Origin of the sequence: Paenibacillus aurantius, from assembly GCF_032268605.1 — a bacterium.
Taxonomy (GTDB): Bacteria; Bacillota; Bacilli; order Paenibacillales; family NBRC-103111; genus Paenibacillus_AO; species Paenibacillus_AO aurantius.
The window spans coordinates 5137424-5156659 of the sequence record NZ_CP130318.1 but is presented as its reverse complement, the minus strand read 5'-3'; the positions used below and the strand labels follow the sequence as shown (position 1 = coordinate 5156659).

Here is a 19236-nt window from a genome sequence, read left to right as displayed (position 1 = left end):
AAACCCATGGATTCATTCAAGCTGCCCCGCATCGCCATGCCTCCTCTCGCCCTTCCGGACGCCGTCCGGGAGGTGCTGGAGGAAGCGGAGGCCAAGCTGGCCGGACGTCCCCGGCTGCTGCAGCAGTTCAAGAACTGCTTTCCGAATACGCTCGAGACGACCACCAAGCTCATGGACGACGGCACCACCTTCGTCATCACGGGGGATATTCCCGCCATGTGGCTTCGGGATTCGGTCGAGCAGCTTATGCATTACGTGCCGCTGGCCAAGGAAGACCCAGGGCTTCAGCGCATTCTTGGCGGGCTGATCAAGCGCCATGCCTGGTACATCGGAATCGACCCTTACGCGAATGCGTTTAACGAGACGGCGAATCATTGGCATTGGGACGCAAACGACCAGACCGACATGTCCCCCTGGGTATGGGAGCGCAAATTCGAGCTCGATTCCCTCTGCTTTACCATCCGTCTTGCCTACCGGTACTGGAAAGAAACCGGGCTTACGGATATTTTCGACGAAACGTTCCATAAGGCGATGCGTTCCATCGTGGAGGTTTGGAGAACCGAACAGCGGCATGCCGAGAACTCCCCTTACCGGTTCATGAGGACCAACTGCCCGGCCATCGACACGCTGCGCAATAACGGCCTCGGGATGCCGGTCAATTACACGGGCATGGTCTGGTCCGGGTTCCGGCCGAGCGACGACGCCTGCGAGCTTCATTACAACATTCCCTCGAACATGTTTGCGGCCGTTTCGCTTTCGCAAATGCAGGAGATGGCCCGGTGGGTGTACCGCGACGAAGCCTTCGTCCGGGAGATGGAAGCCTTCGAAGAGGAGATCCGTCACGGCATCGAGCTCTACGGGATCTACCGCCATCCCGAATTCGGCCGCATCTATGCTTATGAGACGGACGGCTTCGGCAACTACTCGCTGATAGATGACGCGGGAACGCCGAGCCTGCTCTCCATTCCTTACCTCGGCTACGCGGACCATGACGACCCGGTCTACCGGAACACCCGCCGCTTCATTCTGAGCAAGGAGAATCCTTACTACTACGAAGGAACGGCAGCCAAAGGAATCGGCAGCCCCCATACACCGCCGGGGTATATCTGGCCGATGGCCTTGTCCATGCAGGGCCTGACTGCCGCGACGGACGACGAAATGCTCGAGATGATCCGCTTGCTCGAAGCGACCGATGCTGGAACCGGCTTCATGCACGAAGGCTTCCATGCGGATGACCCGGCGCAATTCACCCGTCCCTGGTTTGCCTGGTCCAACAGCTTGTTCGCCCAGCTCGTTTACCGGGCCATGAAGAAAGGCATTTTGGGAGGAAAGGAAGGCGAAACGCCATGAAGAAGCTCATCGTAGGCTATGCAGGCGACCGGGCACTTCCGGACATTACAGCCGAGGCGGCCCGCAAGCTGACGCACCTGAATGTGGCCTTCGGGCATGTCCGCGAGGGCGAGATTCAGACCGGCCATCTTCAGAACCTGGCTCATTTGAAGCAGCTGAGGAGCTACAACCCTGACCTCAAGATCCTCTTGTCCGTCGGCGGCTGGAGCGCCGGTGGCTTCTCCGAGGCCGCCTCCACGGAGGAGGGAAGGCGCCGGATGGCCCTTTCCGCGGTCCGGGTGCTGAAAAGCGGATATTTTGACGGGGTCGACCTGGATTGGGAATATCCGTGCTACGCGGTAGCCGGAATCGGCGCATCTCCCGCCGACAAGAGGAACTTTACGCTGCTCCTGAAGGAAATGAGGGAAGAGCTCGACAAGTTGGCCAAGGAAGGCGGAAGGCCTTATCTGCTGACGATTGCCGCCGGGGCGGACGAGTATTACCTGGACGGGACCGAGATGGAGCAGGTTCAAGCCTATCTCGATTATGTGCAGCTGATGACCTATGACATGCGCGGCGGGTTCCAGACGCTGACGGGGCATCATACGAATCTGTTCGCTCCGACCGGGGATCTGTTCCGGATCAGCGTGGCGCGGTCCGTTCAGCTTTTTGGGAAGGCGGGCGTTCCCCGGGAGAAGCTGGTGATCGGAGCGGCATTCTATTCCCGGATGTGGAAGGAAGTGCCGGATCACAACCGGGGGCTCCATCAGATGACCCCAAGCTCCGGCGGGTACGGACCGGAGTTTACGGCACTGGCGGAAGGCTACATTAACCGCAACGGCTATGTCCGGCATTGGGACGACGAAGCGAAAGCCCCGTACCTGTTTGACGGGAGCACGTTCATCACATATGACGACGAGGAATCGCTGCACCATAAATGCGCTTATGTCCTAAACGCCGGCCTGGCCGGGGTTATGTTCTGGGAATACAGCTGCGACAAAACCTTACGGCTGCTTGACGCCATTCATAAGGAATTGCACTAATCCCGAGGAGGAGAACGAAGAATGAAAATCGGTTTGAGCACGTACAGCCTGCTGAATGCGTTGAAGTCGGGGGAAATGACGGTTCTCGATGTCATCCAATGGATTGCGGATAACGGCGGGGAGCACATGGAAATGGTGCCTTACGGCTATACGGTGGAGGATAACCACGAGCTGGCTGACGCCATCCGGGAGAAGGCCCAATCGGTCGGAATTGAGCTGTCCAACTACTCCATGCCCGCGAATTTCGTTCAAGAGACAGAGGAAGCCTTCCAGGAGGAGATGGAACGGGTAAAACGGCACGTCGATGTGGTGAACCGGATGGGCGTAAAGCATATGCGCCATGATGTCACGGCTTTCACGCTGCCGAAGGAGAAGATGACCATCGCCTGGTTTGAGGAGAACCTGCCGCTCATGGTCAGGGGAAGCCAAATCATTGCCGATTATGCCGCGGGGTTCGGCATTACCACCACCATTGAGAATCACGGCTTCAGTGTGCAGGCAAGCGACCGCGTCCAGCGCGTTCTGCAGGCGGTGAACCGTCCGAACTTCAAGACGACGCTCGATGTCGGCAACTTTATGTGCGTGGACGAGAACCCGATCATAGGCGTAAAGAGAAACCTGCCGTATGCTTCCCTCGTTCACTTCAAGGACTTCTACTTCCGTTCTTACGATGAGAATCCGGGGGGCGGGGAGTGGTTCCGGACCGCTCATGACAATTACCTGCGCGGGGCCATCGTGGGACAAGGGGATCTTCCTATCCGTAAAATCGTGAAGCTGATCAAGGACTCCGGCTATGACGGCAACATCACGGTCGAGTTCGAAGGGATGGAAGAATGCCGGACGGCTTCCAAAATCGCCATGGACAACCTGCGCCGCTTCTGGCAGGAAGCCTAGAGACGTCAACCGAAAAGCTCAGCCTGATAGAACAGCCATTCAAAAAAGTAAAGCCGACGGAGCCAGTCGGCTTTTTTTGGTTTTCCTTGATTGATTATATCTTGAAGATCACGGACAAACGGCGGCGGCTTCCCTAGACTTCCGTCAGACGTTGTCTCTCCGTCCCGGAGGCTCAGAGGGCTTCCCTTGCTCTTTCGACGGAGGAGTAATGGGCGTCCGCCCACTCTTTCATTCGCTTCAGAACGGGGAGAAGACTTTCCCCGAGCGGGGTTAAGGAATATTCGGTGCTGGGCGGAACGGTAGCGAAAACCTCCCGCCGGACCAGGCCGTCGCGCTCCAGACGCCTTAGCGTTTGGGTCAGCATTTTCTGGGAAATTCCGCTGATCCGGCTCTTCATGACCCCATACCGGATGCTTTCCCCGTCCATCGCATGGATCGCCAGAGCCGTCCACTTGTCGGAGAGAATCTCCAATGCCTTGCTGTAGCCGCAAAGGGCGGGGGAGATATCGGGCTTTTTTCCTTCAGGTGTCAACCGGTCGTCCTCCTTTGCGCACTTTTTGGTGCGTAACCGACTTTAAAGTGCTTACTTACTTAAGTTTAGTTGATGCGGTAAAGTGTGTCTATACCTTTCAAAGGAGAGATGATCATGAAAGCCTATCAAATCGGTCCGGAGTTTGGACGGGAGCATCTGAAGTCCATTGAACGAGCCGTTCCCGAGCCTGGCCCCGGGGAAGTGCTGATCCAAATGCGTGCGGTTTCGCTCAATTCACGGGATCTCGGGGTCATCAACGGGTTTTATTTCCCCAGCCTGACCGAGCCTCTCATTCCCGTTTCCGATGGAGTGGGTGAGGTGATCCGGATAGGGAAAGGCGTAACGCGATTTCAAGAGGGAGAGAGAGTCAGTGCCATCTTCACGCAGAGCTGGCTGTCGGGCGAGGCCACCCGGGCGAACTGGCGGAGCACCCTGGGAGGCCCTTTGGATGGGCTGCTGTCGGAATACGTTGTTCTTCCGGAGGAGGGACTGGTGCGTGTGCCGGAGCATCTGACGAATGCCGAGGCGGCGACCCTTCCGTGCGCGGCCGTTACCGCCTGGCATGCCATTGTGGAGGAAGGCGAAGTGAAAGCCGGAGACACCGTAGTCCTGCAGGGGACCGGGGGCGTCTCGATCTTCGCCCTGCAGTTCGCGAAGCTGCTTGGCGCCTCCGTGATCGTGACCTCCTCCCAGGAGGAGAAGGGGGCCCGGGCTCTGTCGCTGGGAGCCGATCATTTCCTCAACTACAAGACCCGAAGGGACTGGGAGCAGGGGGTGCTCGACATCACGGAGGGCCGGGGAGCCGATCATATCGTGGATCTGGGGGGAGCGGATACCTTGAATCGGTCGATCCGGGCACTGCGGGTCGGAGGGCGGATCAGCCTCGTCGGCCTGCTGTCGGGGCCGAGCGTGGAAGGCTTCGAGATTGTCCCGGCTATCCAGCGGAGAGCCAGGCTGCAGGCTGTTAATGTAGGCAGCCGCAGCATGTTTGAGACCATGAACCGGGCCATCGCCCTGCACGGCCTGCGTCCGGTAGTCGACCGGATTTTCCCTTTCGCCGAAGCGGTGGAGGCCTTCCGGTACATGGAACGGGAGTCGTATTTCGGAAAGCTGGTCATTGAATTTTGAATGGGCGGCTGGAACCCGGCCGCCATCCTCATAACCCAGAACGAACCGCTCCCTTAGGTTAAGGAGCGGTTCGTTTGTCGTTCCCCGGCTGCGAGTTCTCCCCGCATTAAAAAGGAGTTGGGGGTAAGCGGATGGGGCTGGACGCTAGCGGGAGCCAGCTGCCCATTTCTCGATCTCCGCTGCCGTTCTGGCCCATTGCTCAGCGGCCGGGAGCGCGGCGGGGCTGTCGCCCTTCTGCGGGCCGTAGCCGCCGAACTGCGCGTGATTGCCGCCGGCAATGGTCACGTAGACGGTGCCGGCGGGCAGGTACTGCTTCCCTTCCTCGTACGCCTCCATTCTTACCACCGTGTCGTTGGAGCCAAGAAGGGAAAGCACGGGAAGGCCCGATTCCGCGAGACTTCCCTTCGAATCCGGGTAAGAGGCGAGGAAGAAGACGCCGGCGATCGGGCGGTCTTCCCGGTGGGCGGCGGCATAACGGGAGGCCATGACACCACCCAGGGAATGGCCTCCGATCACATAGGTTTCGCCCCCGGGGAGACCCTTCAAATAATCATCCGCCCGGTCGGGGCCGAGGATGGCCAGGTTCAGCGGCATCTTCACGATGATGGCCCGGCGGCCGTCGGCGGCCAGCTTTTTTGCGAGGGGGGCGTAGCTTTCGGGCATTACCAGCGCCCCCGGATAGAGGAGGACGCCGGGCTGAAGGGCTTGTCCCTCCGGCTCGAAGACAATCAGGCGGCCGGTCTCCTTCAACGTTACGCCGTCTCCCCCTTGCATGGCCTTAAGGGCTTCCCCGTTTGGCGGATAGGGCTTCAAATAGTAGGCGAGGGAGGCCGCCGCGAGGACGAGCAGCACCGCAAGGGAGAGCCAAATCCTTCTGCGTTTTGGTTTCATCAAGACGTTTCCTCCTAAGAGCGGCAGGGAAGTGGAATAACGTTCACAAAGCAGGCGCTAGGATCGGATCTGTTTATTTTGTTGGCGGGATGCCCTCCATATGCGCACGAAAGGAATAGAAGCCGGGCAATCCTCACGAGGCGCTAATAATGACTCTCCCGTTGCTAGTAGTAGCTTTCCCGGTGCTCCTTCCACTCCTTGGCAGTCCAGAGCAGGTAAACGAGAAGCAGCAAGGCCAGCCCATAAGCCGGGGTACGGACGATCGCGAGGTCCTGCTGCTTCACTCCGATCCCCACGAAGGCCCAGATGAAGACGGCGGTCAGGAAGATGTCATTCGTCCGGTAGCTCACGGCAACGGCGAGTCCCGCCGCCGCCACCAGCATGATGACCGTCCACGTTTCCGGGCTCAGTCCCCAGCCGTCCCAGCCGGCTTTAAGCAGCACCACACCGGCGTTAACGATGGTGGCGACGCAGATCCAGCCCAGGTAGACGCTGAAAGCGATTCTTACGAACCAGAGTTCTCCCGCCGAGTGAGGCCGTCCCCCCGAGTGGATCCGGTTGTAGATGACAATCAGGGAGAGAAGGATGCCGGCCATAGCCACGAGCGACAGATAGATGAAATCGTAATGCCACAGCACAATCCAAAGCGAATTAAGCAAGCCGTTGACGAAGAACCAAGGGCCGATCCGTTCGACGGCGGCGCGTCCCGCAGGAGTGCCGCGGAAAGGCAGCAGGACGAACCCGATCAGCAGGGCGTAAATGAGCGTCCAGATGGAGAAGACATAGGAGGAAGGCGTAAGCAGAACCGGATACCGGTCCGATATCTCTCCCGTCGTCTGTCCGTTCAGCGGCAGCACGTTGGCAAGCGTGTTCATGACGAGGACGACAACGAGAATGATTAGGTTGGCCCATCTCCAGGCTGGTTTGGACATGAAGGAATCCCCTTTCGGCTTGAAATAGAAAAACAGCCGCCGCCCAGGGCGACGACTGTCTGTCTTCTACGGATGGCTTCGCTTAGTAATTGGAAGTCGGATTCGTCGAACCGAGCGTCGGATTCACCGAGGTCGATGTCGAGGAAGACGAGGTGGAGCTGTTGGAGCTGCTCATGTCTTCGTTCTCCGCACGCCAGTTCTTCACTTCATCGGCTACCGTCTGCGAAGAGTCCTTCGTCTGGCTCATGACTTCGCCGGCTTGCGCCTTGACGGTGCTGGCGAGGTCGGAAGCCTTCTGCCCTACGGTAGTGGCCATCTCCGATGCTTTTTGGCCTACGGTAGTGGCCATATCTACTGTTTTGTCACTCAGTTTGCTATAGCGGTCCGACAGATCCTGCCTCATTTGCGCTCCCGTTTTCGGGGTGAGAAGAAGAGCGGATACCGCACCGATTGCTCCACCGACGACCAGACCTGTGATTGTTCCTTTTGCCATTTGAACCATCTCCTTATATAGTATGGGTAAAACGTCAAGGATAGAGAGGATAGCTCTTGATGAATTAGTGAGTCGTTCTGCTGCGCATTCCTTTGAAAAGAAGGCCTACGAGGAAAACGACGAGAGCGGCACCGATGATGGCCGGAATGATGGCGAAGCCTGCAATATCCGGTCCGAAGTGGCCAAAGAGGAAGTGTCCGAGCCAAGCGCCGATGAAGCCGGCGATCATGGAGCCGATAACGCCTCCTGGCATATCGCTTCTAACCAATGCATCGCCGATGAACCCGATAATGATGGCCATGATGACACTAACTAAGAATCCCAGCATGCTGATCATCTCCCTTATTTGTGTGTGTTGCTGTCATACCATATGTTAAACACAAGCATTCCCCCTGAAACATGCCAAGAAATCACAGGAAGGTTTACCGGAACAAAGCGCGGGTAAATAACTACTATTATAGAAGAGCGGCCTGTCCGGCCGTTTTGACGCTCAGGCTGAGGGGGACTTTCATGCTGTGGTTATTGATTTTTATGCTGGTCTTTATCGTACAGGTCGTCGTGGTCTTGTTTATGGAATTCAAAAATCCGTCCAAAACGACCGCATGGCTGCTTATTATTTTCCTGCTGCCGGTAGTAGGCTTCATGCTCTACTATCTGGTCGCCCGCGAGTATCAGAAAAGAAGGCTGGTCAGAAGACGGGGGAAACGGCTGCAGCCTAAGCTTCCGGGGGGAGTGATTCATAGAATAGAAGTAGCCATGCGCTCCCGCGAGCTGAAGAACAAGGAAGCCGCCCGGCAGAAAAGGCTGTTCCGTCTCCTCCAGAGCATTCCGGAGTCTCCCATTACGAAATGCAATGAAACCGAGATTTACTCGGGCGGTAAGGAGAAATTCCGCGCCCTGAAGGAAGTGCTGGAGAAAGCCCGCGATCATATCCATGTGGAATACTACACCATCCGCGCGGACGGCATCGGGACCGAAATCCAGGAAATCCTCATCCGCAAGGCCAAGGAAGGAGTAGAGGTGCGGGTGATCTATGACGGGCTCGGGAGCTATGACCTTAGCGGCGCCTATGTTCAGGAGCTCACGGAGGCCGGGGCCCAGGTCCACTGCTTCTTTCCGCTCCGAAGCGCGGTTCTCGCCCGCAATCTGAACTACCGCAATCACCGCAAAATCGTCGTCGTCGACGGGGACATCGGTTTTCTCGGAGGAATCAACATCGGCGACGAATACTTGGGGAGGGACCCGAAGCTCGGCTACTGGCGGGACACGCACATGAAGCTTAGAGGGGATTCCGTCTACTTTCTGCAGCAGACGTTCCTTAACGATTGGGAGTTCGTAAGCGGGGAGAAGCTGACGGACGAACGCTATTTCCCGGCTCACGGCTGCGAAGGCTCCGAGCAGGTGCAGATTATCGCAAGCGGGCCCGACGCGCATTGGGACACGATTCTCGAGATGTACTTCGGGGCGATCAACTCGGCAACCGACCGCATTCTGATCGTCACGCCTTATTTCATCCCGGATCCGAGCCTCCAGATGGCGCTGAAGACGGCTTCGCTCAGCGGCGTGGACATTCAGATCATCCTTCCGGGGATTACGGATAACATTCTGGTCAAATGGGCCTCCTTCTCCTATATCGAGGAATTGATGCAGGCCGGCATCCGGTTCTATCTGTACAACAAAGGCTTCGTGCATGCCAAAATCCTGATTGTGGACGAGACCATCGCTTCCGTCGGCACCGCCAACATGGACATGCGCAGCTTCTATGACAACTTCGAGCTCAACGCGGTCATGTTCGACAAGAAAACGATCGATTATCTGGTGGAGGACTTTCGGGAGGACCTTCAGGAGAGCACCGAAATCCGGCAGAAGGAGTTCAGCAAGCGATCCCGTTACCAGAGAGGCAAGGAGGTTCTCGCCCGGATGCTGTCGCCTCTTTTGTAGGACATTCATTGATTGACCATTCCAAAAGGAAAGAAGGCCGAACCATGGGAGTCAAATTTGCGAAGGAATACAAGGATATTATTGAAGATCTGACGGAGGCGATCCGCGACATCGGAATGAGCCATGAATTTCTGGAGATGGAAGCGGGGGATTGGGACGGCTTGGACGAGGAGCAGCAGCGGGAATGCCTGACGACGCTCGCGGACGACGTGTTTTACGGCTTGGGCGCCGACCCCAGCCTTCAGCTCGGCACCAGCCATATCATCTATGACAAGGACAACCACATCATCAAGGTCGTGTACACCGACAACGTCATTCGGGTGGTTCATCTCATTTAGGGCCCGGAAAAATAAGTTCATAAGGAAAGGAGCCTAATCCAGGCTCCGGATCACCAGGAGCAGCCCTTCGCGCACAAATATTCGCGCGGTCGGCTGCTCCTGCACGTTGCTGACGCCGAGCGACTGTCCCATGGTGAGAACAGCGTCCTGAAGCGGGTAGCGGAAGCCGTCGAGCGTGACACCCTTCACCTCGGGCGTCAGCGGCAGAAGCGAGACATGCGTGAAGCGTGATGACAGCAGGGCAAGGGAGCCGTCCGTGAGCGTCAGCTCGTTATGGGCATCGGCGATGGAGCACGGGATGCCGCGGCGGAGGGCCTGGACAAGGAGCTGGATGTTCGCGAGGGAATGGTCGAGCCTTGTGCCAAGCACTCCTAGCATCCGGATCTCCCGGGGCCCACGGTCGAGCGCCCAGACGAGCGCCATCTCGGTATCGGTCCAGTCCTTCATAACCGGGTCGCAGGAGACGAACGTCCGGCTTCCACAGCGGACCGCTTCCAGCTCGTCAGGCGCCACGCTGTCGAAATCGCCTATCGAGAGATCGGGGGTCCGGCCATTCTCGACGAGGAAGTAAGCTCCGCGGTCGGCCCCGATCAGGTAATCATCCTCCTGAAGCTCAGTAAGAGCCCACGGTCCCAACGTTCCTCCGCTTACGATGACGGCCCGCCGGCCCTCCAGAAGAGGCTCCCGGGCACTCATCGGATGCCGGCTTTCCGGCGGACGTTCTTACCCTGGGCATAGCCGGTGATGGCCGTGATGAAGGCGGGCAGCAAACTCCACAGCACGAAGCCTGCGTTTCCGGTGACCAGCGTGACGATCAGGAAGAAGAGGACGACAAGAGAAGAGATCGTCAAGCTGAGGCGAAAGGCGGAACGTTGAGTTGGATTGGTTTTCATTTGGGTTTCCCTCCTACATTCTGGTTTGGTAGTACAGGCCGCTCAGGGCCCATCCGGTGAAATGCACGAGCATAAGGATGCCCAGTGCAGCGAGCGCCGACAGGGAAACGCCTGCCAGCAGCAGAAAGAACAGCACATACAGGGCTGCCATGGTGATGATCCAGCTGGCCGCCCGGGCGTTTCGCCAAACGGCATAATACCTCTCATCCAGGCCCCGTTTCTTTGCGGCAAAATAGCGGCCGAGCCACAAGCCCGCCAAGCCCATCAGGGCACCGCCGAACAATCCGGCGAAGGCTCCCCAGTTGGTCATGAACGTTCTCTCCCTTCTTCTTCAAAAATAAAAATCTCCTCGATCGTCAGGCCGAAGGCCCGGGCGATCGTGTAAGCCAGGGTAAGCGAGGGGTTGAATTTCCCGTTCTCAACGGAAATGATCGTCTGGCGGGAGACGCCCGCCAGCTCGGACAGCTTCTCCTGCGTCCAGCCCTTTCCGGCGCGAAGCTCGCGGATGCGGTTCTTCATCGGCCTTCCTCCATGTAAAGCTTACTTTACGTAAAGTCTACTTTACTTCCTCGTCGCATGTCAAGTAAACTTTACTTTGCGCAAATGTGATAATTTTGAAACAATTTTCCATTAAACACGTAATAAGTTACATAGGAAGCAAGCGCACTTTAGACAACGGAAGGGTTTTCGCGGAGATGTGCAGGAACAAGCCGAGGAAAAGGAGGAGAGGCCATGGTGGAGATCTACTGGGGATGTCTGGTCTTGGGGGTGCTTTTCGCTCTCGTGACCGTGCTGCTGGGGGATTTGGTCAGCCAAGCGCTGGACGGGATGCTGGACTTCCTGTCCGCCGATTATCTTAAGCCTGTCACCGTCGCTGGCGGAATTACCGCGTTCGGCGGGGCGGGGATCCTGCTGGAGCATTATTCGGGATTGGGAAGCGTGATCAACCTTCTCCTGGCTCTTGTCTGCGCTTTTCTTCTGGCGGTTGCCGTGCATTATCTCTATGTCCGCCCCATGCGGAACAGCGAGACGTCCTCGGGCTATTCGGAGCAGAGCCTGTGCGGCCGCATCGGCGAGGTGCTCGTCCCGATTCCCGGCACCGGATACGGTGAAGTGCTCCTGAAGATCGGAGCCGCGAATACCAACCGGACAGCCGGGAGCTTCGACAAGGAAGACATTCAGGCGGGAGCTCGCGTCGTGGTCGTTCAAGTACGGGACGGCGCGGTTTATGTTTCCCGGTTTGAAAATAATCTATAGGAAGAGGTAGATGGAATGCCCGATTATTTGGTAATCCCCGCTGTGGTGGTCGGGGTGATTGTGCTTCTCGGCCTGGCCTTCTGGGCCCGCTACAAAACGGTGGGACCGGATGAGGCGATGATTGTGACGGGTTCCTTCCTCGGAACCCGCAACGTGACGTCCGATCCGACGGACGAGGGGCGCCGGATCAAGATTATCCGCGGCGGCGGAGCGTTCATCTGGCCGATTTTTCAGAACAGCGAGTTCCTGTCCCTGCTGTCCCATAAGCTGGACGTCACCACACCGGAGGTTTATACCGAGCAGGGCGTTCCCGTCATGGCGGACGGCGTCGCGATCATTAAGATCGGCGGGTCGGTCGAGGATGTGGCGACGGCGGCCGAGCAGTATATGGGCAAGCCGAGCGAAGCGCTGAAGAGTGAAGCCCAGGAAGTGCTCGAAGGGCACCTGCGGGCCATTCTCGGGACGATGACGGTGGAGGAGGTCTACCGCAACCGGGACAAATTCGCCCAGGAGGTCCAGGGGGTGGCCGCCAAGGACCTGAAGAAGATGGGGCTGCAGATCGTCTCCTTCACGATCAAGGATGTGCGCGACAAGCAGGGGTATCTCGCCTCGCTCGGTAAGCCGCGGATCGCCCAGGTAAAGCGGGATGCGGACATTGCCGAGGCGGAGGCCGTACGGGACGCCCGGATTCAGAAGGCGAGAGCCGAGGAAGAGGGGCAGAAGGCAGAGCTTCTGCGGGACACGAACATTGCCGAAGCAGAGAAGGAGCGGGAGCTGAAGGTCGCCTCCTTCAAAAGGGAGCAGGACACGGCGAAGGCGGATGCGGACCAGGCGTATTTCATCCAGGAGGCCCGCGCCAAGCAGTCCGTGGTCGAGGAGCAGATGAAGGTCGAGATCGTCCGCAAGGAGCGGGAGATCGACCTGCAGGAGAAGGAAATCGTCGTACGTGAGAAGCAGTATGACGCGGAAGTGAAGAAGAAGGCGGACGCCGACCGCTATTCGGTCATTCAGGCGGCGGAGGCCGACAAGGCGAAACGGATGCGCGAAGCGGACGCCCTGCAGTACCGCATCGAAGCGGAGGCGAAGGCCATGGCCGAGCAGAAGCGCCTCGACGGGCTGGCGGTAGCCGATGCCGAGCGCGCCAAAGGTACGGCCGAGGCCGAGGTCGTGCGGCTGCGTGGTCTGGCGGAAGCCGAAGCGAAGGAGAAGCTGGCGGAGGCGTTCCAGAAGTTCGGGGAGGCCGCGGTGCTCGACATCATCGTGAAGATGCTGCCCGAGCTGGCCGGCCGGATCGCCGAGCCGATGAAGTCCATCGACAAGCTGACCGTCGTCGATACGGGCAGCGGCGAAGGCGCCGCCCGCGTCAGCAACTACGTCACGTCGCTCATGGCGACGGCGCCGGAGATGCTGAAGAGCGTGTCGGGCATCGACCTGAACGAGCTCGTGCAGGGGCTGACCCGCAAGACCGTGGGAGGTGGCGGCGGGGGAACGGGGCTGCCGGTACCGGCAGCAGCGAGGGCGGCGGCGCCCCGCTCGGACTCCGGTCGGGAAGCGGCTGCCGCCATAGAGACGGCGGTGAAGCCAACGCCTGACGGGCAGTAAGCGGCCGCATAGAAAACAGGGCAGCCCGGAGGCTGCCCTGTTTTTCCTGTTTCGGGGGAGACCGGAGGACAGAACGCCGCAGACCTCCCTGCGGTTGCGGGTCAGCGGACAGTCGGATACGCCAAGGCCGCGGACAGTCCGATGCGTCAAAGCCGGCAATCCGTTAAGGACGAACAAAGGACTCCGCCATGGTAAACAGCTCCTCGGAGGAGTGAACAAACACGCCGGTCCTGTCATCTTGCGCGGCGGCGAGCATGGCCCGGGCCACCGTCCCCGCTGGAATGGACCGGTAGCGCCGGAGCGGGCCGAGCAGGGCGTGGTTGAGCACACGCATAACGCCAATGGCCGCCTTCTCGCCCAAGCGGAATTCGGAGCGGCTGCCGGTCAGCAGGGAAGGGCGGAAGAAATGGACGGCCGGAACCCCGGCCCGGGCCACCTCTGGGCTCCTTGCCGGGCCGCCAGGCGGGCCGCCGCAGCCGGAAGCTCCCGGTCGACCCGGGCAAAGGCTTCCTCCGAGCCCGCCTTCTTGATGGTGGTCCCGAGGCAGCAGTAAACATCCTCCGCCTGAAAAACGCCGGGCTTCTCCTCCAGCCGGTCCGGCTGAAGGTCTCCGATTTCCTGGCGGAGCAGAGGATGGTCCAGGGCAAGCGGCCTCCGGACCCACACGGTCACCTGCTTGTAAAGCCCGCTCGCAAGCAGCTCCTGGACCAGCTGCCCTCCCACCAAACCGCTTGCTCCGAACACAAGTGCCTGTCTGCCTATACTCATAATTTTTTCCGCCTCTCGTTTTAAGCTGCCGTTACGTGTAAAATATAAGAGATTAGTAGAATGTTGTCGAAAAAAATAGAAATATCAGGTATGATACAGGAATGATGGAGAACCTTTTATGAAACGGATTTTGCTAACCTTCTTATTATTTGCCATTGGCCTTATTCCCATAGCGGCCTTATGGGCTTCCGGCAGCGGAGAATGGAATCCCTCCGGGCGGCTTTCCGGCTGGGAGTATTTCTGGGAGAAGCCGGAAGAGGAAGTCATCGGACGGCCCGAGCCCGGGCTGGTGACCGTTCCGTCAGCTGGCTGGGCGTCCATTGACAGCCCCCTTAACCCTCCCGGCCGCAACGGGTCGAACGTGCTGTGGCTGAGGGCCGACCTGCCGGCCGGCACCTGGAGGGATCCCGGGCTGGCCGCCCGCTTATATGAGATGTACGAAGTGATGGCCGAAGGAAAGGTGATCTACACCTACGGAACCCCTCGGGCCGAGAATCCCGCTTATCAAGGGACGCCGCTTCGCTTTATTCCGCTAAACCAAGAGTGGTTCGGAGGCAAGCTGTATTTCCGCATCTACTCGGGGAAGGCGAATATCGGGTTCATGCAGGATGCCGTTGTGATGGAGCAGGCCCAGTATATCCGCTCACTCCTGAAGGAGCAGGGCAGCCGGTTCATCCTCGGCTTCTTCTATCTTCTCGTCGGGATGGCGGCCATCTACATAGCCATGAGGGTCAACCAGAAGGAATTTCTGTCCTTCGGGGCCTTCGGGGTGTTCTTTGGTATCTATACGCTCTGCCGGACGGCCATTCTGTATCTGCTGTTCGATGTTCCCAAGCTGTGGACATACCTGGAGCTCGCTTCGCTCATTCTGGGCTGTACGGCCATTCTGGCCTTTATGGAGCAGCTTTTTGGGGAAAGCTATTCGCGAATCAACCGTGGTCTCCGCATTCTGTGGAAGGTCCATCTGCTCTACGCCATGGTCCTGCTGCCTGCGGCGGAATGGCGGCTTGTGCCTTTTCCTAAGGTGCTCGCCTTCTACCAGCTGCTGCTTCTGTTCAGCATGGCCGTATCCATCGGAGTTCTTCTCTACCATGCCCGGCACGGCAACCGGGATGCGCGCATCCTGCTGCTTGGCACGCTGTGCTTCAGCGCGGCAGGTGCGGTGGACATCTATACGAATGTCTTGCTTCCGGCAGCCCATCCGCCGCAGCTGTCCTATATCGGCATGCTGGTCTTTCTCTTTGCCGTGATCTCGGTACTCGTCCGGCTGCTGATCCAGATGAAGGTCCAGCTGAACCATTCCGAGAAGCTGTCCGTAGCGGGCAGGCTGGCTGCCGGAGTGGCACATGAAATCCGCAACCCGGTCACGGTTCTGTCCGGTTACCTGCAGCTGATGAAGAACGGAAGAATGAACCCCGATGTCATCCCGGTCATGCTGGATGAGGTCAACCGGATCAATTCCATTATCAACGAATTTCTTCTGCTTTCCAAGCCGGACAAGCCCGCTAACGAGAAGCATGACGTGGCCCTCATTCTGGGGGAGGTCATCTCGTTCCTGAAGGCGGAGGCCGAAGAAGCGGGAATCCGGGTCAGCGTTAGTACAGATGGACGGCTGGGCAGCATCCGGTGCAGCAAGGATCAGCTTAAGCAGGTGTTCATCAACGTCATGAAAAATGCAATGGAGGCCATGCCCGGCGGAGGGCCGATCGACATCGAGCTGCGCCGGGACGGCAGGGAGCTTCTGATCCGATTTCTCGATGCCGGGGAGGGCATTGCGGGCAAGGACATGGAGCGGCTTGGGGAGCCATTCTACACGACAAAAGAGAACGGAACCGGGCTCGGTCTTATGATCTGCCAATCCATTATCAGCCATCATCAAGGAAACCTGGTCCTGTACGGACGGCCGGAAAAAGGGACCTGTGTCGAGATCCGGCTGCCGCTCTAGACCGACGGCCGGAGGGAATCCGGTCAGGATCGCCCGTTCCCTGGTTCGGAACCCTTGGCGGACCGTACTATGTTAGGCGTCTGCTATCTGCCGTCCCTCGGTCCCGCGATTTTTTTGGGGAGGGGCTTGTGAAGAAGCCGGCGCAGGAGTATAATAGGAGAACGAAATGACCGATTTAGTAATTTGGTCAATTTCAAGACGAGAGGAGGAGCTGGTATGGCGGTGGACCGCAGGAAGCAAATTGTCGAGGCGGCCGCTAAGTCCTTCGCTCTTTTCGGATACAAGGCGACGACCATGGATCAGGTGGCGAGGATCGCCAACGTCGGCAAGGGAACGATCTATACGTTCTTCGTCAACAAGGAAGAGCTGTTCGATGAAATCATGAAGGATTTTATCCGCGATATTCTCCGGATAGCGGAGGAAGCGATCGATCCGTCCCGTCCGTTTTTTGAGAACATGCACCGGGTGCTGTACGGGGTGCTGGATTTTCGGAACCGGCATGCTCTGACGGTGCAGCTTACACATGAAATCCGCGAAGTGGGAACGCCCAAGGTCCGGGAAAGCATGGACGGCATCGAGAAGGCGCTGCTGGCTTTTATCCGGGACAAGGTCTCCGAGGCGGTCGGCAAGGGCGAAATGAAGCCCTGCGATCCGGATCTTACAGCCTTTGTTATCCTTAAGCTGTATTTTGCGCTCGTCAACGACTGGGAACGGACTCACGCCCCGTTGGGCAAAGAGAAGATTTCGCAGCTGATGGAGCTCTATCTGGTGCACGGGCTGGCGGCGGAGCTGCCGTAATGACTATACGGATCTGGTTCGCCGAGCCCGGCTTCGGCACTTCGGAAAAGGCTTGTCACGTCACGAAGCGGCAAAACGTCCTAGGACGTTTTTTTTCAGACCCAAATTGACCGTTTGATGATTTTGGTCATTTTGTTTTAATTCTATAAAGGATCAGGAGAGATGAACCATGAGAAAGGCAAGACCGAAGGGAAGCTCCTTCTGGCGCGAGCTGAAGCCCGTGCTAACGAATTACAAGCTGCTGATCCCCGTAATGGCGGTCATGCTCATTCCGCTCATCTACAGCGCTATGTTTCTGTATGCTTTCTGGGACCCGTACGGGAAGGTGAGCGAGCTGCCGGTGGCGGTCGTCAACCTCGACCAGGGGGCTGACTTTCAGGACAAGCGGCTGACGGTGGGGGATGACTTCGTAGAAAAGCTGAAGGAGAAAAACAGCTTCAAGTGGGATTTCGTCACGAAGGAAGAAGCCGAGAAAGGGCTCACGGACAACAAGTATTACATTGCCATTGAGATTCCGGAGGATTTCTCGAAAAAGGCGACTCAAATCATGGACGGGGAGCCGGCGCCGACGATGTTCCGCTTCCTGCCTAACGAAAGCCGCAACTTTATCGCTTCGCAAATCGGCAAGAACGCCGTTGAGAAGATCAAGAGCGAGGTCTCGAATGAGCTGACCAGAAGCTACACGCAGGCCGTGTTTGAGAATGTCCAAACGCTCTCGGACGGCCTGGCGAAAGCCGCGGACGGCGCCCAGTCGCTCGCGGACGGGAGCAAGACGCTCGAAGACGGGCTGAAGCAGGTTGACGAGCATATGGGCGAGCTGGCGGCCGGAACCGCCCCCCTGAAGAATGGGGTGGGCGATCTGACCCAAGGCGCGGCCGCCTTGAACCAGGGGCTCGGCTCGCTGCAGAAGGGCACGGCCGGCCTGTCCGGCGGGCTCGGGCAGCTCGAAGCCGGCCACAAGCAGCTGGAGCAGGGAGCGGCGTCGGCGAAGGACGGCGCCCAGAAGCTTCAAGCGGGCCTCAGCCGCTCGGCTGACGGGTCGGCCCAGCTGAAGGCCGGCGCGGCGCAGCTTGAGCAGGGGCTGAAGGCCTACGCGGCCGCCCATGCGGCGGCGGCACAAGCCCCTGCGGCCGATGCGCCGAAGGCCGGCAGCGGCGACCCCGCTGGTGCCGGTGCCGAAGGCGGCACCCCGGCACCGGGCGCCAGCGAGGCCGCGGCGAAGGACGCCGCCCAGCTGCAGCAGCTGATCGCGGCCGCGCACGCCGTCGCCGCCGGGGCCGACGCCTCGGCCGCGGGCCAGCAGCAGCTGGCGGCCGGCGCCGCGCAGCTTAGCGCCGGCACCGGCCAGCTGGCCGACGGCACGGCGGCGTTCGGCGGCAAGCTCGCCGAAGCCGCCTCGGCCGGGCGGCAGCTGGACGCCGGCGCGCAGCAGCTCGCAGCGGGCGGCCGCCAGCTGCTGGCGGGCCTCGGCCAGCTCGGCGGCGGCGTGGACCGGCTCGCGAGCGGCGCGGCACAGCTTGGCGAAGGCACGCACAAGCTGAGCGAGGGCGCCGGCTCGGTGGCGAGCGGCAGCAGCGAGCTGTCCGGCAAGCTCGCAGAGGCGTCCGGCAAGACGTCCGAGCTGAAGGGCAGCGACAAGCTTTACCAAACCTTCGCCGATCCGGTGGAGGTGGAGGAGGATAAGGTAAGCAGCGTGCCGAACTACGGCACCGGCTTCGCCCCTTACTTCCTGTCCCTCGGCTTGTTCGTAGGGGCCCTGATGCTGTCGATCGTCTTCCCGTTCAAAGCCCCGGCCGCACCGCCGGCCTCCGGCTTCCGCTGGTTCACCGGGAAGACGCTCATGCTGGCCGCCGTGGGCTTGGCCCAGGCGCTCCTGGCCGATGCCATGCTGCTTTGGGGTCTGGGGGTGGAGGTCCAGAGCGTTCCGCTGTTCCTTGTGTACAGCGTGCTGACCTCCTGGACCTTCATGGCCATCATCCAGGTGCTCGTCACGCCGTTCAACAACCCGGGCCGCTTCGTCGCGGTGCTGCTCCTTATTCTGCAGCTGACGACGTGCGGCGGCTCGTATCCGGTGGAGCTGCTGCCTTCTTCCCTGCAGCACGTGAACACCTGGCTGCCGATGAACTACTCGCTTAACGGCTTCCGCGCCGTGATTTCCAGCGGCAATTTCTCGGCGATGTGGCAGAGCGCGGAAGTGCTCGTGAGCATCATGATCGCTCTGCTTGTGATCACGTTGGGTTACTTCCTCTTCTCGTACCGCCACACCTACGGAAAAGGAAGGACGGCCGGAAGCGAGTCCCTCGCCTCTTAAGTTTAAATCTAACCGGCACTGCTTTTCGTATGACAAAAAACGAGGCAGCCCTGTCATCCTGGATGACATCGGGCCGCCTCGTTTTTTTTTTATAAAAATAGCCGCTTGTTAACCGGCCGCGGTGCCCTCCAGGAGACGGGG

General features: G+C 59.1%; 22 protein-coding genes. 11 read left to right on the top strand and 11 right to left on the bottom strand.

Features of this window, described 5'->3' with window-relative positions; translation table 11 throughout:
• The first annotated feature begins 6 nt into the window (after nucleotides 1-6).
• From MJA45_RS23320 to MJA45_RS23310, 3 genes are read left to right on the top strand one after another with little or no spacing between them, the layout of a single operon-like run.
• Nucleotides 7-1350, top strand: coding sequence for a glycoside hydrolase family 125 protein (locus tag MJA45_RS23320; RefSeq protein WP_315604291.1), 1344 nt, complete (start codon nucleotides 7-9; stop codon nucleotides 1348-1350).
• Entirely contained in the window at nucleotides 1347-2372 is a 1026-nt protein-coding gene (locus tag MJA45_RS23315; RefSeq protein ID WP_315604290.1) for a glycoside hydrolase family 18 protein, read from the top strand. Before MJA45_RS23320 ends, MJA45_RS23315 begins: the two co-directional genes overlap by 4 nt.
• Nucleotides 2373-2393: 21 nt before the next feature.
• On the top strand, nucleotides 2394-3266 hold the full coding sequence (locus MJA45_RS23310) for a sugar phosphate isomerase/epimerase family protein (protein WP_315604289.1): 873 nt from the start codon (nucleotides 2394-2396) through the stop codon (nucleotides 3264-3266).
• A gap of 172 nt (nucleotides 3267-3438) precedes the next feature.
• On the opposite strand, the gene MJA45_RS23305 is transcribed toward MJA45_RS23310, so the two are convergent.
• Complete coding sequence (locus MJA45_RS23305; protein ID WP_315604288.1) at nucleotides 3439-3798, bottom strand: winged helix-turn-helix transcriptional regulator; 360 nt, start codon at nucleotides 3796-3798, stop codon at nucleotides 3439-3441.
• A 114-nt stretch (nucleotides 3799-3912) separates the two neighbouring features.
• On the opposite strand from MJA45_RS23305, the gene MJA45_RS23300 reads away from it, so the two are divergent.
• Nucleotides 3913-4926 carry a zinc-dependent alcohol dehydrogenase family protein gene (locus MJA45_RS23300; RefSeq protein ID WP_315604287.1) on the top strand — a complete coding sequence of 338 codons (1014 nt, stop codon included), beginning with the start codon at nucleotides 3913-3915 and terminating at the stop codon, nucleotides 4924-4926.
• A 144-nt stretch (nucleotides 4927-5070) separates the two neighbouring features.
• Here the strand turns inward: MJA45_RS23300 and MJA45_RS23295 are convergent, their stop codons facing one another.
• The 4 genes from MJA45_RS23295 to MJA45_RS23280 all read right to left on the bottom strand — a co-directional run bounded on the left by MJA45_RS23295 (nucleotide 5071) and on the right by MJA45_RS23280 (nucleotide 7570).
• Nucleotides 5071-5817 carry an alpha/beta hydrolase gene (locus tag MJA45_RS23295; RefSeq protein ID WP_315608088.1) on the bottom strand — a complete coding sequence of 249 codons (747 nt, stop codon included), beginning with the start codon at nucleotides 5815-5817 and terminating at the stop codon, nucleotides 5071-5073.
• A 164-nt stretch (nucleotides 5818-5981) separates the two neighbouring features.
• The gene (locus MJA45_RS23290; RefSeq protein WP_315604286.1) at nucleotides 5982-6749 is read right to left on the bottom strand and encodes a tryptophan-rich sensory protein; all 768 of its coding nucleotides are present in this window, start codon (nucleotides 6747-6749) and stop codon (nucleotides 5982-5984) included.
• An 82-nt stretch (nucleotides 6750-6831) separates the two neighbouring features.
• Nucleotides 6832-7242 (bottom strand): YtxH domain-containing protein, encoded by a 411-nt coding sequence (locus tag MJA45_RS23285; protein ID WP_315604285.1) that lies wholly within the window; start codon nucleotides 7240-7242, stop codon nucleotides 6832-6834.
• Nucleotides 7243-7306: 64 nt separating this feature from the next.
• Entirely contained in the window at nucleotides 7307-7570 is a 264-nt protein-coding gene (locus MJA45_RS23280; RefSeq protein ID WP_315604284.1) for a GlsB/YeaQ/YmgE family stress response membrane protein, read from the bottom strand.
• Between the two features lie 182 nt (nucleotides 7571-7752).
• On the opposite strand from MJA45_RS23280, the gene cls reads away from it, so the two are divergent.
• Nucleotides 7753-9183 carry a cardiolipin synthase gene (gene cls, locus MJA45_RS23275; RefSeq protein ID WP_315604283.1) on the top strand — a complete coding sequence of 477 codons (1431 nt, stop codon included), beginning with the start codon at nucleotides 7753-7755 and terminating at the stop codon, nucleotides 9181-9183.
• 44 nt (nucleotides 9184-9227) lie between these two features.
• On the top strand, nucleotides 9228-9521 hold the full coding sequence (locus MJA45_RS23270) for a hypothetical protein (RefSeq protein WP_315604282.1): 294 nt from the start codon (nucleotides 9228-9230) through the stop codon (nucleotides 9519-9521).
• A gap of 33 nt (nucleotides 9522-9554) precedes the next feature.
• Here MJA45_RS23270 and MJA45_RS23265 read toward each other — a convergent pair whose 3' ends face one another.
• Genes MJA45_RS23265 through MJA45_RS23250 form a run of 4 tightly spaced genes read right to left on the bottom strand, consistent with a single transcriptional unit; the run spans nucleotide 9555 to nucleotide 10933 of the window.
• The gene (locus tag MJA45_RS23265) at nucleotides 9555-10217 is read right to left on the bottom strand and encodes a thiamine diphosphokinase (RefSeq protein ID WP_315604281.1); all 663 of its coding nucleotides are present in this window, start codon (nucleotides 10215-10217) and stop codon (nucleotides 9555-9557) included.
• Entirely contained in the window at nucleotides 10214-10414 is a 201-nt protein-coding gene (locus tag MJA45_RS23260) for a hypothetical protein (protein ID WP_315604280.1), read from the bottom strand. The genes MJA45_RS23265 and MJA45_RS23260 overlap by 4 nt, the downstream gene beginning before the upstream one ends.
• Nucleotides 10415-10427: 13 nt before the next feature.
• A complete protein-coding gene (locus MJA45_RS23255; protein WP_315604279.1) occupies nucleotides 10428-10724 on the bottom strand; it encodes a hypothetical protein in 297 nt (98 codons plus the stop codon).
• Nucleotides 10721-10933: a helix-turn-helix transcriptional regulator gene (locus MJA45_RS23250; RefSeq protein ID WP_315604278.1), complete on the bottom strand. Its 213-nt coding sequence runs from the start codon at nucleotides 10931-10933 to the stop codon at nucleotides 10721-10723. Before MJA45_RS23250 ends, MJA45_RS23255 begins: the two co-directional genes overlap by 4 nt.
• 213 nt (nucleotides 10934-11146) lie before the next feature.
• Here MJA45_RS23250 and MJA45_RS23245 point away from each other — a divergent pair, with 213 nt between their 5' ends.
• Nucleotides 11147-11671: an NfeD family protein gene (locus MJA45_RS23245; RefSeq protein WP_315604277.1), complete on the top strand. Its 525-nt coding sequence runs from the start codon at nucleotides 11147-11149 to the stop codon at nucleotides 11669-11671.
• Between the two features lie 15 nt (nucleotides 11672-11686).
• Nucleotides 11687-13273, top strand: a complete 1587-nt coding sequence (locus MJA45_RS23240) for a flotillin lipid rafts scaffold protein FloT (protein ID WP_315604276.1) — start codon at nucleotides 11687-11689, stop codon at nucleotides 13271-13273.
• A 163-nt stretch (nucleotides 13274-13436) separates the two neighbouring features.
• On the opposite strand, the gene MJA45_RS23235 is transcribed toward MJA45_RS23240, so the two are convergent.
• A complete protein-coding gene (locus MJA45_RS23235) occupies nucleotides 13437-13709 on the bottom strand; it encodes a Rossmann-fold NAD(P)-binding domain-containing protein (protein ID WP_315604275.1) in 273 nt (90 codons plus the stop codon).
• Nucleotides 13658-14041, bottom strand: coding sequence for an NAD-dependent epimerase/dehydratase family protein (locus MJA45_RS23230; RefSeq protein WP_315604274.1), 384 nt, complete (start codon nucleotides 14039-14041; stop codon nucleotides 13658-13660). The genes MJA45_RS23235 and MJA45_RS23230 overlap by 52 nt, the downstream gene beginning before the upstream one ends.
• A gap of 118 nt (nucleotides 14042-14159) precedes the next feature.
• Between MJA45_RS23230 and MJA45_RS23225 the strand changes: the two genes are divergently transcribed.
• From MJA45_RS23225 to MJA45_RS23215, 3 genes are all read left to right on the top strand, one after another.
• Nucleotides 14160-15986, top strand: a complete 1827-nt coding sequence (locus MJA45_RS23225) for an ATP-binding protein (protein ID WP_315604273.1) — start codon at nucleotides 14160-14162, stop codon at nucleotides 15984-15986.
• 216 nt (nucleotides 15987-16202) lie between these two features.
• Nucleotides 16203-16784, top strand: a complete 582-nt coding sequence (locus MJA45_RS23220) for a TetR/AcrR family transcriptional regulator (protein WP_315604272.1) — start codon at nucleotides 16203-16205, stop codon at nucleotides 16782-16784.
• A gap of 169 nt (nucleotides 16785-16953) precedes the next feature.
• Nucleotides 16954-19095, top strand: a complete 2142-nt coding sequence (locus MJA45_RS23215) for a YhgE/Pip family protein (RefSeq protein WP_315604271.1) — start codon at nucleotides 16954-16956, stop codon at nucleotides 19093-19095.
• The last annotated feature ends 141 nt before the right edge of the window (nucleotides 19096-19236 follow it).